The sequence below is a fragment of the Shewanella avicenniae genome (assembly GCF_017354945.1).
Classification (GTDB): domain Bacteria; phylum Pseudomonadota; class Gammaproteobacteria; order Enterobacterales; family Shewanellaceae; genus Shewanella; species Shewanella avicenniae.
In genome coordinates this window covers 1,299,916-1,314,431 of the sequence record NZ_CP071503.1, presented here as the reverse complement: position 1 = coordinate 1,314,431, position 14,516 = coordinate 1,299,916, and the positions used below count along the sequence as shown (strand labels likewise).

Sequence of the window (14,516 nt, the reverse complement as noted above, 5' to 3'; positions counted from 1 at the left end):
GGCTACTCCCCGCCGGTGGTATCAACCTTGCGCTGCCCTTCCGCAAGATAATTCTTGAGAAAGCCCTCGATAACACGCGGGTTTTGACCATCCTGAATGGCAAGTACGGCGTCCATAATCAAATTACGGTTCAACATCTCTTCGCCCATCCGCAACGCCAATTTATCCGCAATGGGCAGCGCAAGCATGTTGGCTATCATTGCGCCATAAAGTGTGGTTAACAGCGCTACCGCCATAGAAGGCCCAATCGATTTAGGGTCATCCATGTTAGACAACATCGCCACCAAGCCCACCAAGGTACCGATCATTCCCATCGCTGGCGCAACATCCCCCATTGCTTTAAAAATACTAATACCGGATTTATGGCGCTCTTCGGTCAATGCGATATCTTTTTCTAGCGCTTCACGCACCACACTTCCGTCGTGTCCATCCACCAGCATATCAACCGCTTTCTGCATGAAGGAGTTAGAGATTTGCGCTTCTTCCAACGCGAGAAAACCGCCTTTACGCGCGGCGTCAGCCATCGTCACCGATTGTTCAATCAACTCTTCTGGCTTATCCAACTTGAACATAAACGCTTTAATGGCAATTTTAACCGCACCAAGAAATTGCTTGAGGTTAAACTTCATCATCACCACAAACATACTACCGGCCACCACAATGAGTACTGATGGCACGTCGATAAAGATCCCCAAACCACCAGAAGTCACCATCGCTCCGACAACGAAGCCAAATGACCCAACAAGCCCAATTACCGTTGCTAAATCCACTGTTGCTCCTCAATAGCCTTCGTCAAAGTGATGAGATGTTACCCGCTGTCGCCGTTCGCATTGAGCAGTTATCTGAATGCGTTTAAGTATATAACCAACTTACTCAATTTAAACGGGTTCTATATCGTTTTATCGGTCAGACCTTAGGCAAGTTTAGAGTGAATTTAGAATATTCAAAATAAATTTGTCAGCTAAAGCGTGCGGCAGTCCAAATTAACGAGGCGTCAGATTGACCCTTAGTGACTGCTGATATAACGTTTGAGCACTTTTTGCGAGCACGCTTTCACCACCGTTAAAAAGGATGGTCGCAGTCTGCCCTTGATGGCTGGTATACTCTTGCCCCAGATTGAATTACAGGATTTTGACGTGGCTAAAAAACCGGAAAATCTCAGTTTTGAGCAGTCACTCGGTGAGCTGGAACAGATTGTCACCGAATTGGAGCAAGGCGAAGTGTCATTAGATGATGCATTAAAGCAGTTTGAACGAGGTGTTCATCTGGTGCGTGCCAGCCAAGACAAGCTGGATCAAGCACAACAAAAGGTCGCCATCCTGCTTAGCAATGATACTCAAGCTCCATTGTCACCGTTTGAATCCGAGGAACAGTAATTGTTATCCGACGTCATAGCCCACTATCAGCAACGTGTTAATAAACATCTCACATCAGTGTTAGATAACCTGCCAGTTACCGACCCCGCATTAAAAGCCGCGATGAGCCATGGCGTATTGTTGGGAGGTAAACGTGTACGACCATTTCTGGTGTATGCCGTGGGAGAGATGCTAGGCGTTGCCGAAGATAAGCTAGACAGTTGTGCCTGTGCCATTGAATGCATTCATGCCTATTCGCTCATTCATGATGATTTGCCGGCGATGGACGATGATGAATTGCGCCGTGGTCAACCAACGGTCCATATCGCATTTGATGAGGCAACAGCCATTCTTGCAGGTGATGCGTTGCAGTCGATGGCCTTTGAAATCCTGAGCAGCGATGATCATTTTACTGCAACCCAACAACTGGCGATGGTGAAAGCACTGGCGAAAGCCTCGGGCTATCACGGCATGTGTGGCGGCCAAGCGTTAGATATGGCGGCGACCGACAAACAGATTGATTTAGCCCAATTAACCCAATTGCATCGTCTCAAAACAGGGGCGCTTATTCACTGCGCTGTAGAACTCGCGGTGATTGCCGCCAGTGGCGACAGCCACACCCAGCAGCGCCTAGGCGATTACGCCGATGCGATTGGATTGGCGTTTCAAGTCCAAGACGACATTCTTGACGTTACCAGCTCGACTGAAGAGTTAGGCAAACCGCAAGGCTCTGATACTAAATCAAATAAAAGCACCTATCCGCGGCTGTTAGGACTGGATGGCGCCAAATCAACTGCGCAGCAACTGCTGCAAGATGCACTATCAGCCTTGGATGATTTGCCCTACAATAACCAAATAATTGCTGAATTCGCCCGCTATATCATTGAGCGGCGAGTATAAATAACATAATGAATAAATTTATGAGTCTGGATACCACTCAGTTTCCAGTATTGGCGCAAGCCAATACCCCGGAAGAACTCCGCGAGTTACCACAGGCCGTTTTGCCACAATTAGCCGACGAACTGCGTGCTTTTTTGCTGCAGTCTGTCGGCCGTTCTAGTGGGCATTTCGCTTCAGGTTTAGGCACGGTTGAATTAACCGTTGCACTTCATTACGTGTTTAACACGCCGTTTGATCGTCTGGTGTGGGACGTAGGCCATCAAGCCTATCCGCACAAGATTTTGACTGGCCGTCGCGATCAAATGCATACCATTCGCCAAAAAGACGGGTTGCATCCTTTCCCTTGGCGCGAAGAAAGCCCTTACGACACCTTTAGCGTTGGCCACTCTGGCACCTCGATTTCTGCTGCACTAGCCATGGCTGTTGCCGCAGATAAAGAGCAAGCTGGTCGTAAAGTGGTGGCTGTGATTGGCGATGGCGCCATGACCGGCGGTATGGTGTTTGAAGCGCTGAATCACGCGGGCGATTTGGATAAAGATATGTTGATCGTGCTAAACGACAACGAGATGTCCATCTCTGAAAACGTTGGTGCACTCAATAAACATCTTGCGCAACTGATGTCCGGCCGTTTTTACACCACGATTCGTGAAGGCGGTAAAAAAGTGCTGCAAGGCATGCCTGTCATCAAAGAGATGGCGCGCCGCACTGAAGAACACCTGAAAGGCATGATGGTGCCAGGCACGCTGTTTGAAGAACTCGGCTTTAACTACATTGGCCCCATCGATGGTCATGATGTTGATGCTATGGTCGAAACACTGAAAAACATGCGCGGGCTGCAAGGACCACAACTGCTGCATATCATGACCAAGAAAGGCAAAGGTTATGAGCCCGCAGAAAAAGATCCGATCAGCTGGCATGCGGTGCCTAAGTTTGACCCAAGTCAGTTCCGCAAGCCGGACACTAAACCTGGCTTACCTACCTTCTCAGAAGTGTTCGGTAAGTGGCTGTGTGATATTGCCAGCCAAGATGAAAAAGTGCTCGGCATTACTCCCGCAATGCGTGAAGGCTCAGGCATGGTGGAGTTCTCACAGCGTTTCCCAGAGCAGTATTTTGATGCGGCAATCGCTGAGCAACATGCAGTAACGCTGGGCGCAGGCTTTGCCACCGAAGGCTATAAGCCGGTCGTGGCGATTTACTCGACCTTCCTGCAACGTGCGTACGATCAAGTGATTCATGACGTTGCGTTGCAACGCTTACCCGTGTTGTTTGCCATCGACCGTGGCGGCATTGTGGGCGCTGATGGCCCAACGCACCAAGGAGCGTTTGATTTAAGCTTCCTGCGTTGCGTACCGAACATGATCATCATGGCACCATCCGATGAAAACGAATGTCGCCAAATGCTCTATACCGGCTATTGCTATCAGGATGGGCCTGTTGCAGTGCGTTATCCTCGCGGCAGCGCCACCGGGGCGAAACAAGTTGAAGAGATGAGTTGTTTCCCTATCGGTAAAGGCCAGCTCAAACGTCAAGGTAGCAAGATCGCAATCATTAACTTCGGTACTACGCTTGCCGCAGCGCTTGAAGCCGCTGATACCTTAGATGCGACGGTTGCCGATATGCGTTTTGTGAAACCGTTAGATGAAGAGTTGTTGCATCAATTAGCGAGCAGCCATGATGTATTAGTCACAGTGGAAGAAAACGTGATTGTCGGCGGTGCAGGTAGTGGTGTTTTGGAATACTTAGCTAAGCAAAAAATCTGCAAACCAGTACTGCAGATTGGCTTGCCTGACGAGTTTATCAAGCACGGCAGCCCGGTCGAAATCATCGAAGAGTTAGGATTAGACGGCAAAGGCATTTTGAAACAGATCAGCGACTTTGTGAGCTAAGACGTTAAGCCTCGATTTTACTGGTGTTGTTCATGATTTAAAAAGCTCTGCCGCGGCAGAGCTTTTTGCTTTCACGCATTGAACCAGCGACAAATCAGCCGCTAAAGATAGAACAGACTGGCAATCCCCAAAAAGGCAAAAAAGCCCACTACATCAGTCACCGTGGTTAAAATCACCGAGCCTGATAACGCGGCATCCTGCTTGAGTTTCTGCAATATCATCGGGATAAACACGCCAGCCATGGCCGCCATCAATAGATTGACCAAAATCGCAATGCCGATGGTAATGCCCATCACCGCATCGGAGAACCACCACCCAGCAATTGCCCCAATCACGATTGACCATGCCACGCCGTTAATCGCGCCGATAGCTAACTCGTTACGAAACAGTGCAAATAGGTTACCGATGGAGATTTGCCCCATCGCCATGCCGCGGATCATCAAGGTCAGTGTCTGCGAGCCAGCGATACCGCCCATTGACGCCACGATGGGCATCAACACGGCTAACGCCACCACTTTATCGAGCACGTTTTCAAATAGCCCGATGGTGGCGGAGGCTAAAAATGCGGTAAGCAAATTTATCCCTAACCACAAACCACGCCGCTTAGCGCCAGCAAATACAGGAGCAAACAAGTCAGCGGTTTCATCCATCCCCGCATGCGCCATCATCTGCGCCTCATAGTGCTCGCGCACCAACGCGGTAGCAGTACGCAAGGTCAAACGCCCGATCAATAAACCCTCGGCGTCCACCACAGGTAGCTCAGTGAGATCACTGTGTTCAATCGCCTCTGCCGCTTCCAGCAACGACATATCAGCACGCAAGACTCGCGCATCATCTTCGGCAACATCACTCAGCACGGCGGTTTCATCAGCGCGAAACACTTGATACCGCGTCACCGTTGCCACAAAGTGATCTTGTTCATCGACTAAAAACAGACTGGTGCAGCAATCCAAATCGGTACGGCGGAAAAAGCGCTGCGCTTGAGCGACACTTGCCGAGGTATCAAGTGCTAACAGCTGGTGCTCAATATAACGGCCAATTTGGTTCTCAGAATACTGGTCAAATAACTCAAACCGTTGCCGCTGCCGGTCACCCATTTTTTGCAAGGCACGGTCGATATAACGATCCGGTAAGGAGTCACTCCAATCGACCATAGCTTCTGGCGTCAAGCCCGCCAGAATTTCATCAAGCTGTTCATCGGGGAGCTGCTTCAGAATGCTAAAACGCGGATCAGCACGCATCTCGCTCAGCACATCGATGCGTACATCCTCTTCAACTTGTAACCAGCGCTGATAACGTTGTTCGAGTGGCAAAGACTCCAGCAGCAGTGCCACAGTCCCCGAATCGAACTCTTCTAGCACTTCTTCAAAGATTTCGGCTTGTGACTCGCGGTCAGCAATAGTCACACTCTGAATGACCTGCCCCACATCCTGTGTTAATGCGTCATTATTGGATTCAACTTCTTGGGCCACAGTTATCTCCCAAATTTATTTCGACTTGGCTAAACAGATGAATGACGTTGCTTAGTGCAAGGTTCGCGCTCACACCACAAAAGTTGACGTTCAGCCGTTAGATGATGATGAACCATAGCATGAAATGCCGCGAAATGACGGAAGAACATTAATTGATTTATTAAAAAAGCATCAGTGCTTCATAAGGTTAGCGTTGAAGATTGAAATAATCTGAAAATTTTTACGTTCAGTTGGAACTCCATCCTCATTTACACATCCAACATAGTGAACGGAATTTTTTTGTTCATCATTCTCCCTAGAGGGGCTTCTAGCGCGGCCCCATTGATCCCTAAGTGGATCGAGAGGCAGCTTCCTATAAGCTGCCTTTTTTTAATCCCAAAATTTGCTTTCTGCGGAACTAATTGTGCAGCAGTCAGTCAGATAGGGTGAGCAAGCGAGTAATGCTAAGCGGTTAAAGGCGACGAGTTTGACTCCTAAAAAATTCCCCTAAAGGCAACCAATTTTGGTTGCCTTTCTTATTGGTCAGCCGCAAATTTTTTGATTTTGGAAAATATTTTAAATTGCCGGGAACCAATACCGCTAACGGTCAGTCCTAATTACTGAGACTGTTTAAACCTGTTTCATCATCTCCCTTATGATATTGCCAGTTCTAGCGCACTGCCAATATCAACTCTACTTAGTTTATGGCAATCGATTGATTGCCATTTTTTTTAATTAAATTTCAAAAAAATTTCACTCTCGATGAACTTTTTAAAGTAAAGCCAGTCATACACTATGAAGCGAATTTATGTTTCATCATCCCCTCCCTTGAAGATGCTGGACTAGCGCACAGAATCTTCAAAATTTCCTTTCGTGGCAGTCATTGACTGCCATTTTTTTTGCCTATTTTCGAGCAAAGAGGGAAAAGATATTTAAATTCAATTGGTTGAAAATACCAGGATCGTCAAAATCCCCATTTAATTAAAATTTTAAAAAAAATGAAGTTTAACTGAGAACTTTTCGGAAAAGAGAAAGTCAGATTATATGAACAGTTTCTCGTTCATCATTATCTCCCTCTTTTTATGGTTTCTAGCGCGACCATACAAATTTTTAAGCGACCCATTGGGTCGCTCTTTTTTTGGCAAAGTGCCATCAACTTTATGGTGTAGAGAGTGAAGGAGTAGTGGCCGCTTGTTGCTGAAGCCATAACAATAATTGTGCAGAATAGCCCAATCCAAAACGAATAATCGGTGACAGCTTTTCAGGGTCTAATGACGATAGCAAATTCTTCACCTGTAGCCCGAGTTCGGTATCACCCTCGATCCACAGTTGGCGTCTAAAGAACAATGAATCGGGATCTTCCTTTCCCGCTGCAATCAGAAGCAATTCATCACTGCGAGCACTGAATGTTACATCTGGGCATTGCGGTGGCCGCACGATAAGACGCCCGTTTTGGTAACTGAGCTCAAACTTCAACTGTACATCGGTTATCTCAATCGCAACCCATTTGCCTTGCATAAAATCGAGACAGCGTTGCTCTAGCGCTTCTTTTAGCAGTGTTTGTGTTAGCTGCGTTAACGCTAACTGCTTAATCGTAAATGGAATGACAGCCAAAGGTTTAGCCGCTACTTGTGGCGCATTTTTTAACAGCGACGCGGCCATCTTACTTACAAACAATCCCTGCATTACTAGCCCTTAAAAGTCATCAAAACATGTCAGTCTAACCTTTGTTTATGTGGAGAAACCTGTTTCAAATCAATTCTATGAATAACAATCCTCGTTAAGATCTGCCAACTCATAAAATGGAAGAGAATCGCTAATGGAACTCTTGTGTCCCGCCGGCAACATGGCTTCGCTCAAAGCAGCCATCAATGCGGGAGCTGATGCTGTTTATTTGGGCGTAAAAGACAATACCAATGCGCGCTCATTTGCGGGCTTAAACTTCACCCCAGATACGCTGAAAGATGCGGCGAAACTGTTACGCCGCTCAGGCAAAAAGATGTATCTCGCCATCAATACTTTTGCACAAACTGGGGTGGAACAACGTTGGCATGATGCCATTGACGCCGCTGCAGATTACGGCGCTGATGCACTGATTATGGCGGACCTGTCGCTGCTTGATTATGCGACGACTCACCATCCACAGGTGCCATTACACTTGTCAGTGCAAGCGAGTGTCAGTAACGCTACCGCATTAAATTTCTATCAGCAGCAATTTAATATTCGCCGAGCGGTATTGCCCCGAGTACTTTCATTACAACAAATCAAAGATATTTCGCGCCAAACTGACGTGGAGCTGGAAGTGTTTGCCTTTGGCAGCTTATGCATTATGGCCGAGGGACGTTGTCAATTATCTTCTTACGTCACTGGCGAGTCGCCTAATCGCGGCGGCTCTTGCTCACCGGCAAAATATGTACGCTGGCAAGAGTGCCAAGGTGACCATCAAACACGGCTTAACAACGTGTTAGTTGACAGTACAGCAGAGCATGAAACCATCGGATACCCTGTCATTTGTAAAGGCCGATATATTGCTGAGCACGGTGAACAACCGGAATTTATGCTGGAATCGCCAACGAGTCTAAGCACGCTTGAACTCCTGCCAGAACTGGCTCGCGCTGGTGTCAATTCACTGAAAATTGAAGGACGTCAACGCAGTCCGGCCTATGTTAGTCAAGTAACTAAGGTATGGCGCCAAGCGGTTGACCGATATTTGGCAGCGCCTGAGCAATTCTTCACCGAAGCCCATTGGCATGAAGCATTGCGCAAAGTATCTGAAGGCCAAGTGACGACATTGGGCGCCTATGATAGAAGTTGGCAATAGGAGCAAATAGAGGATGAATTTTTCATTAGGTCCTTTGCAGTATTGCTGGGAAAAAAGTGCGGTAGAAAGCTTCTACGATGCGGTAGCAGCAAGCCCGATTCCGTTGGTTTATCTTGGCGAAACCGTATGTAGTAAAAGGCGTCTATTACGCTGGCAAGATTACCTCGCCATCGCCCAAAAGCTGCAACAAGCTGGCAAATCGGTTGTGCTATCAACACTCGCGTTAGTGCAATCAGATGCTGAAATTAAAGAGTGCAAAAAACAGCTAGAAAACGGCACTTTTACCCTAGAAGTCAACGATATGGGCATGGTGGCGCTTGCTGTAGAACTCAAGCTTCCTTTTGTTTGTGGCCCCGGCATAAACAACTACAACCTCACCTCACTGCAAAAAATGGCAGATTGGGGTATGCAGCGTTTTGTAATGCCAGTGGATCTGTCGCGCAAATGGCTGGAGCCGATAATCGCCAGCAAACCATCGTTTGAAATCGAGGTATTCGGTTATGGTTACCTGCCGCTGGCACATTCCGCCCGTTGCTTTACTGCCCGTCATCATCAATTGAAAAAGGATGATTGCGACACCATTTGCCAACGCTATCCTAAAGGATTGCTAAGCCAAACCATGGAACACCAAGACCTATTGCGGATCAATGGTATTCAGACGCAATCCGCAGCCTGCTGTGATTTGCGTAAGGATATACCGACGATGGCAAATATGGGCATTGACTGGTTTCGCATCTCGCCATTTAGCGTTGAGCATATCGCGATGGCAACTGCATTGATTAACGGTGAGCCGCACACTCTGCTTGATGCCACAAATCGCTGCAACGGCTACTGGCATGAAGCTGCCGGCATGACATTGGTGTAATGCATTGCAGTGTGCTAATTAAGTGTCAACTTAGCGTTTTAAATACAAAAATTTGTCGATAATTAGACTAATAATCCACACTAGAAAGACTGCAAAGCTAAACCACTCGATACAAGCAGGCCACCAAAACTCGGGTCTGCTTCCCTCCAGCACCATCTCCTGATAAAACGGCCGATTACCTTCGGTAAGCCCCATTTTAAAGAGTGGTAACACAAGAAATGAAGCTTGCCCCAACAAGGCAAAACCCGCTGGTAGCCATGACCAGGTACGAAAAATGCTTTGATAGCCCAAGGCTAAGTTAATCAGATAACACAAGGCGCTCATCGAGCCAAACATAAAAAACCACTTCAACATGGCGGTATGCAAGTGATAAACATTGATTGGAAATAGCCCTATCCCGGCCAAGGTAAAACAGGCTAACGCCATGGCCAAATAACATAGCGCACCGGAAATCGATTTAGAGAATGGCATCGAATAGAGGCAAAACAACACTAAAGATAAACCGCCGAAAAACAAACCGCCATTCAATACAACAGCAAACGGCGAGTGACCGTAATTGCCCAGTTCGCTTAAAGTGAAATTAAACGGTGTTATGTGCTCGGCTAAAACAGACGATGCGCCCACAAGCGCGACCAGCACGCCTATACTAATCCCCAAAATACCAAGCCCGCCGAAGATGACGGCCAATCGGACAAATCGTAGCTGTTTTTCCATAGTTGACGTTTTTCTCAGTCGCCACGTACTAGGTTGAAGGTAGATAGCGTGCCCGTCACTTCAATCGCGAGACCGCCAACTGGGCTCATCACAATAAAACTACCATACAAATGTTAGTAGGGATAATTAGCTTTGCGCTCACTGTATCGCAAAATGCGCGTTTACAAATCAATTCGTTACTTTAACAGCACCACTAAAACACCGCAGTTTGCAAGCATCTAACCGGCCAACGGATAGAATAAAAATTCAAGACGGCTGATTAATCTTGCGAGCGCACGAAATTGACATCCCAAATTTACAAGTTTTTAGTGACAAGGTAACCTTGGAAGTTTCCGCTGATACGGATCCCAGCAATAAGCCCCCCAATTTGCTTATCGCCCAGCTTAAAACGGAACATAAAAGTGACAACAATAAAAAAACATACGCTCAAGCAGCTTTTAACCTTTATCGTGCCATCACTCATTGGTGTTTTTCTGTTTATGACACCAATCAGCTACCAAGATGCAGTGACCATTCCAGTCGCCATTCTTGCCAAAGCCCTTCAAGCCGCCATTGGCGATGCGATTGGTACCGTACTGACCGTTATTGTATTGGCGATGGCGCTGATGTCACTTGCCGTAGTTCTGTTAAAGCCCAAATTTGTAAGAACCAACGGTTTTCTTAATAACCTGCTCAATGTCAATCCATTCTGGCTCCTGGTACGACTGTTGGGTGCAGTGTTTATTGCCATGACCTACTTTGGATTTGGCCCAGACGCCGTTACCTCAGCTGCTACAGGTGGTTTGGTATTTGGCGACTTACTGCCGGTGCTATTCTGTGTATTTTTCTTTGCAGGTTTATTACTGCCGTTACTGCTGAACTTCGGTTTGCTGGAATTGTTTGGCACGTTACTCACCACAATAATGCGTCCCGTATTTAATCTTCCCGGTCGCAGTGCAATTGACTGTGTTGCATCTTGGTTAGGAGACGGCAGCGTGGGGATTTTGCTGACCAGTAAACAATATGAAGACAAATTTTACACTCAACGAGAAGCCGCAATTATTGGCACAACCTTCTCAGCGGTATCCATTACCTTTAGCTTGGTGGTGATTGCCCAAGTCGGCCTAGAAGCCAAGTTTGTGCCCTTCTACCTCACCGTCTGTTTGGCAGGCTTAGTTGCTGCTATCGTCGTGCCACGCTTGCCGCCATTGCGCTGGAAAAAGGATGAATACATCAACGGCACGCCACGCCATGAAAACGACGAAACCGTACCTGATCATCATCACGTGTTATCTTGGGGCTTTCATCTCGCCATGGAAAAAGCCAGCAAAGTCAGTAGCGTAAAACAGATTATTACTGAAGGAAGTAAAAACGTTATCGATATGATTTTTGGTATTATTCCGGTGGTGATGGCGATTGGTACAACAGCTCTGATAATTGCAGAGCACACCCCCGTTTTTGACTATCTTGGCATGCCGTTTCAACCATTACTCGAATTGTTGCAACTGCCAGAAGCTGCAGAAGCCTCAAAAACGATTGTAGTGGGCTTCGCCGACATGTTTATCCCGTCGATTCTGGCCAGCAATGCCATCCACGCTGACATCACAAAATTTGTGATCGCGGCGCTTTCAGTCACCCAACTGATCTACATGAGTGAAGTGGGCGCACTGCTGATTGGCAGTAAAATTCCGGTCAACGTTGGGGAGCTATTTGTTATTTTCTTATTGCGGACCTTGGTAACCTTGCCTGTAATTGCAGGCATGGCACATCTATTTTTCTAAGCCCTCTTCTACACATGAATGCCCGACGTCACTAAAAAGGTCGGGCATTGCGCTTACTCGTTGTCATAATTTTGCCATTCAGGCTTCATATCTCAGTCAAACATCATGCTTAAAGTGTGCTCAATACTGCCGTAAGCTGCGCAGCCAGCTCGGCATGCACTTATCTATCTATAAGGCCGAGCATGATATTCACTGTCGAAAAAGTCGTCGCAGATAACCTTCCCACGATCAATAACAAACCTTGGTTGGCAAAGCCCACAAAGGCGATGCTGCGATATATGCTCAACGAGCAACAATGCAATGAAATTGCTACTCAATTTAGCCATCTGCAGGGCGTCGATTTTGTCGAGCAAGTACTGCAGTGCTTTAATATCTCTTACACTGTGCCAGACGTTGAATTAGAAAATTTGCCCCCATCTGGCCGAGTAGTGATTTTTGCCAACCACCCTATCGGCTCGCTCGATGCCTTAGTGCTCATCAAACTAATTAGTGAAGTCCGTGCCGACTTAAAAGTGGTGGCAAATGAATTGTTGATGCATCTGCCACCGCTGCATAGCCTGCTACTACCAGTGAGAAATATGACGGGTGGTACGCCAAAACAGCAGCTAGAGAAGATTCATCAGCACTTACACAATGACGGTGCAGTGCTGATTTTCCCCGCCGGTGAAGTATCACGTTTACGGCCAAATGGCGTTAGAGATACCCGCTGGCATTCAGGCTTTCTTAGAATCGCCACCAGTTGTAATGCGCCCTTATTGCCTATGTACGTCAACGCAAAAAACTCAGCCGCCTTCTACGGCGCATCAATGATCTATAAGCCTTTGGCGACGCTGATGTTGGTCAAGGAGATGTTTAAACAAAGTAATCGCACCTTCCCTGTTCGCATCGGTGGATTGATCCCTGCAGATGCAATTTCGGGCAATGATTTCACGATTAAAACCAAAGTAAACCTGCTGAAAAACCATCTTTATCGGATCGGTAAAAACCGGCCTGGCATTTTCAAAACCCAAAGCGCCATTGCGCATCCGGAAGACCGCCAAGCATTACAACGCGCGCTCTCAGAATGCGAATTGCTGGGCGAAACCCCAGATGAGAAACAGATTTATCTATACCGCCACCACGACGCCAGCCCCATTATGCGCGAGATCGGACGGCTACGTGAAATATCGTTTCGCGCTGTTGGTGAAGGTACGGGCAAACGCCGAGATACCGACCAATATGACCCACATTACTGGCACTTAGTGTTATGGGATCGAGATGAATTAGAGATTGTTGGCGCCTACCGCTTCGCGAGCGCCAAGCTTTTGCATCAACAAAGCCAAACCTTATATAGCGAATCCTTGTTTCAATATAGTCAGGAGTTTGAGCGCTATTTTGAACAAGGATTAGAACTCGGCAGAAGCTTTGTTCAACCTAAATATTGGGGCAAACGCAGCCTCGACTATCTTTGGGTCGGAATTGGCGCCTTCTTGGCAAAAAATCCGGAGTATCGCTATCTATTTGGTCCGGTAACCATCAGCAATCAACTCCCTGCGTTAGCTAAAGAGATGCTCGTCCATTTCTATCAAAAACATTTCCCTGCCGATAGCGTTTTAGCCAACTCATTTCACCCTTATGAAATCAGTGCCAACCGCAGGGAGGAGCTTAATGCGCTCTATAGTGGGTTGGATTATGAACACGCTTTTAAGGTGCTTAAACAGACACTTGCCACCATGGGCGCAGCCGTTCCAACACTCTATAAGCAATATGCAGAGCTATGCCAAAACAATGGCGTCAGCTTCTTAGATTTTGGTATTGATGCCGATTTTGGTGATTGTATTGATGGCGTGGTCTTGGTGGATATTGAAAAGTTGAAGCCGAAAAAGCGTAAACGCTATCTCGAAGGCAATGGCTAACATTTTGAGTAGCAGCCAACGTGTGATGATGTCGGTGCAAAACGGCTAACCGCACTTAGATGACATCTTAAATAACTGGCCCAATTGTGTCGGAACAAATTTTTAAGCGCTGTAAAAATACTAAAGCCGTGGTGATGTTAATATCTCCACGGCTTTCACCTTCTTTACCTTAACCGCTTATCTCAGCGTCTTTTTATCCAATTTCTGCGCAGCTTTTGAGCTAAACTCTTCACTCTGAGGCACGCACTCAACCGCTTGCTTCACATAGTAGGTTTTGCCTTTGTTATCTTTACGCTTTGACGCAGACAACCCGGCAACTTTCGAGACGATGTTCTCATCACTCCAACGGTAAAATGCCACTTCGTGACCTTTCGTCGTTTCCAAATAGCATTTATAGCTCACTTTGGCTGCCGCAAATGCTGATTGCGATACAGCACAGCTCATTAAAATAGCTAGAGTTAGCAATAATTTCATTACCAGCACTCCGAAGGTTTTTTCTCACCCTTATCATTTATCGACATTTCTTGGCATTGAGTATCACGCTTCTGAACGCTACTAGAAACAACTTTAGCAAAAGTAGTAAAACCTCCACTGGCCACAGTGGTAGAAATTTCATAATAGTTACTAGCAGTAGATACTGGCACACCTATATCACTCATAGAAGAGGTATATTTACGATTGTCGAGATAATATTGTTCCTGCAAATTCGCCACTTTCATCAATGCCGCATGAGCCTCTGCGCGGTTACTACGCGTAACAAAATCGATGTATGACGGATAAGCGATTGACGCCAAAATCCCAATAATCACCACCACGATCATCACTTCAATCAGCGTAAAACCACTCGCCTTTTTTACCATCCTAGTCAT

13 protein-coding genes are annotated in these 14,516 nt (G+C 46.8%); 7 read left to right on the top strand and 6 right to left on the bottom strand.

Annotation, left to right across the window (positions count from 1 at the left end):
- Positions 1 to 2: 2 nt before the first annotated feature.
- Positions 3 to 770: a flagellar motor protein PomA gene (gene pomA, locus JYB87_RS05815; RefSeq protein ID WP_207355949.1), complete on the bottom strand. Its 768-nt coding sequence runs from the start codon at positions 768 to 770 to the stop codon at positions 3 to 5.
- Between the two features lie 366 nt (positions 771 to 1,136).
- Between pomA and xseB the strand changes: the two genes are divergently transcribed.
- From xseB to dxs, 3 genes are read left to right on the top strand one after another with little or no spacing between them, the layout of a single operon-like run.
- The gene (gene xseB / locus JYB87_RS05810) at positions 1,137 to 1,376 is read left to right on the top strand and encodes an exodeoxyribonuclease VII small subunit (protein WP_207355948.1); all 240 of its coding nucleotides are present in this window, start codon (positions 1,137 to 1,139) and stop codon (positions 1,374 to 1,376) included.
- Entirely contained in the window at positions 1,377 to 2,255 is an 879-nt protein-coding gene (gene ispA, locus JYB87_RS05805; protein WP_207355947.1) for a (2E,6E)-farnesyl diphosphate synthase, read from the top strand. It abuts the gene before it with no gap.
- Between the two features lie 20 nt (positions 2,256 to 2,275).
- Positions 2,276 to 4,141, top strand: a complete 1,866-nt coding sequence (gene dxs, locus JYB87_RS05800) for a 1-deoxy-D-xylulose-5-phosphate synthase (RefSeq protein WP_207355946.1) — start codon at positions 2,276 to 2,278, stop codon at positions 4,139 to 4,141.
- Positions 4,142 to 4,242: 101 nt separating this feature from the next.
- Here dxs and JYB87_RS05795 read toward each other — a convergent pair whose 3' ends face one another.
- Entirely contained in the window at positions 4,243 to 5,613 is a 1,371-nt protein-coding gene (locus tag JYB87_RS05795; protein WP_207355945.1) for a magnesium transporter, read from the bottom strand.
- Positions 5,614 to 6,750: 1,137 nt separating this feature from the next.
- Positions 6,751 to 7,278 (bottom strand): ubiquinone anaerobic biosynthesis accessory factor UbiT, encoded by a 528-nt coding sequence (gene ubiT, locus JYB87_RS05790; RefSeq protein WP_207355944.1) that lies wholly within the window; start codon positions 7,276 to 7,278, stop codon positions 6,751 to 6,753.
- A gap of 133 nt (positions 7,279 to 7,411) precedes the next feature.
- Here ubiT and ubiU point away from each other — a divergent pair, with 133 nt between their 5' ends.
- The gene (gene ubiU / locus JYB87_RS05785) at positions 7,412 to 8,413 is read left to right on the top strand and encodes a ubiquinone anaerobic biosynthesis protein UbiU (RefSeq protein ID WP_207355943.1); all 1,002 of its coding nucleotides are present in this window, start codon (positions 7,412 to 7,414) and stop codon (positions 8,411 to 8,413) included.
- Positions 8,414 to 8,426: 13 nt separating this feature from the next.
- A complete protein-coding gene (locus tag JYB87_RS05780) occupies positions 8,427 to 9,278 on the top strand; it encodes a U32 family peptidase (protein WP_207355942.1) in 852 nt (283 codons plus the stop codon).
- A 30-nt stretch (positions 9,279 to 9,308) separates the two neighbouring features.
- Here the strand turns inward: JYB87_RS05780 and JYB87_RS05775 are convergent, their stop codons facing one another.
- Positions 9,309 to 9,992, bottom strand: coding sequence for a DUF998 domain-containing protein (locus JYB87_RS05775; protein ID WP_207355941.1), 684 nt, complete (start codon positions 9,990 to 9,992; stop codon positions 9,309 to 9,311).
- 479 nt (positions 9,993 to 10,471) lie between these two features.
- Here JYB87_RS05775 and JYB87_RS05770 point away from each other — a divergent pair, with 479 nt between their 5' ends.
- Positions 10,472 to 11,752, top strand: coding sequence for a YjiH family protein (locus JYB87_RS05770; protein ID WP_207356608.1), 1,281 nt, complete (start codon positions 10,472 to 10,474; stop codon positions 11,750 to 11,752).
- A 182-nt stretch (positions 11,753 to 11,934) separates the two neighbouring features.
- The gene (locus JYB87_RS05765) at positions 11,935 to 13,647 is read left to right on the top strand and encodes a GNAT family N-acyltransferase (protein ID WP_207355940.1); all 1,713 of its coding nucleotides are present in this window, start codon (positions 11,935 to 11,937) and stop codon (positions 13,645 to 13,647) included.
- Between the two features lie 177 nt (positions 13,648 to 13,824).
- Here JYB87_RS05765 and JYB87_RS05760 read toward each other — a convergent pair whose 3' ends face one another.
- Both JYB87_RS05760 and JYB87_RS05755 read right to left on the bottom strand, forming a co-directional pair.
- A complete protein-coding gene (locus JYB87_RS05760; RefSeq protein WP_207355939.1) occupies positions 13,825 to 14,121 on the bottom strand; it encodes a TapY2 family type IVa secretion system protein in 297 nt (98 codons plus the stop codon).
- Positions 14,121 to 14,516, bottom strand: coding sequence for a type IV pilin protein (locus JYB87_RS05755; protein WP_324032562.1), 396 nt, complete (start codon positions 14,514 to 14,516; stop codon positions 14,121 to 14,123). Before JYB87_RS05755 ends, JYB87_RS05760 begins: the two co-directional genes overlap by 1 nt.

Coding starts and splice junctions, on each gene's coding strand:
- dxs (WP_207355946.1), top strand. CDS start 2,276: ATGAGTCTGGATACCACTCAGTTTCCAGTATTGGCGCAAGCCAATACC.
- JYB87_RS05765 (WP_207355940.1), top strand. CDS start 11,935: ATGATATTCACTGTCGAAAAAGTCGTCGCAGATAACCTTCCCACGATC.
- ubiT (WP_207355944.1), bottom strand. CDS start 7,278: ATGCAGGGATTGTTTGTAAGTAAGATGGCCGCGTCGCTGTTAAAAAAT.
- JYB87_RS05775 (WP_207355941.1), bottom strand. CDS start 9,992: ATGGAAAAACAGCTACGATTTGTCCGATTGGCCGTCATCTTCGGCGGG.
- JYB87_RS05755 (WP_324032562.1), bottom strand. CDS start 14,516: ATGACTAGGATGGTAAAAAAGGCGAGTGGTTTTACGCTGATTGAAGTG.
- JYB87_RS05780 (WP_207355942.1), top strand. CDS start 8,427: ATGAATTTTTCATTAGGTCCTTTGCAGTATTGCTGGGAAAAAAGTGCG.
- JYB87_RS05770 (WP_207356608.1), top strand. CDS start 10,472: ATGACACCAATCAGCTACCAAGATGCAGTGACCATTCCAGTCGCCATT.
- ubiU (WP_207355943.1), top strand. CDS start 7,412: ATGGAACTCTTGTGTCCCGCCGGCAACATGGCTTCGCTCAAAGCAGCC.
- JYB87_RS05760 (WP_207355939.1), bottom strand. CDS start 14,121: ATGAAATTATTGCTAACTCTAGCTATTTTAATGAGCTGTGCTGTATCG.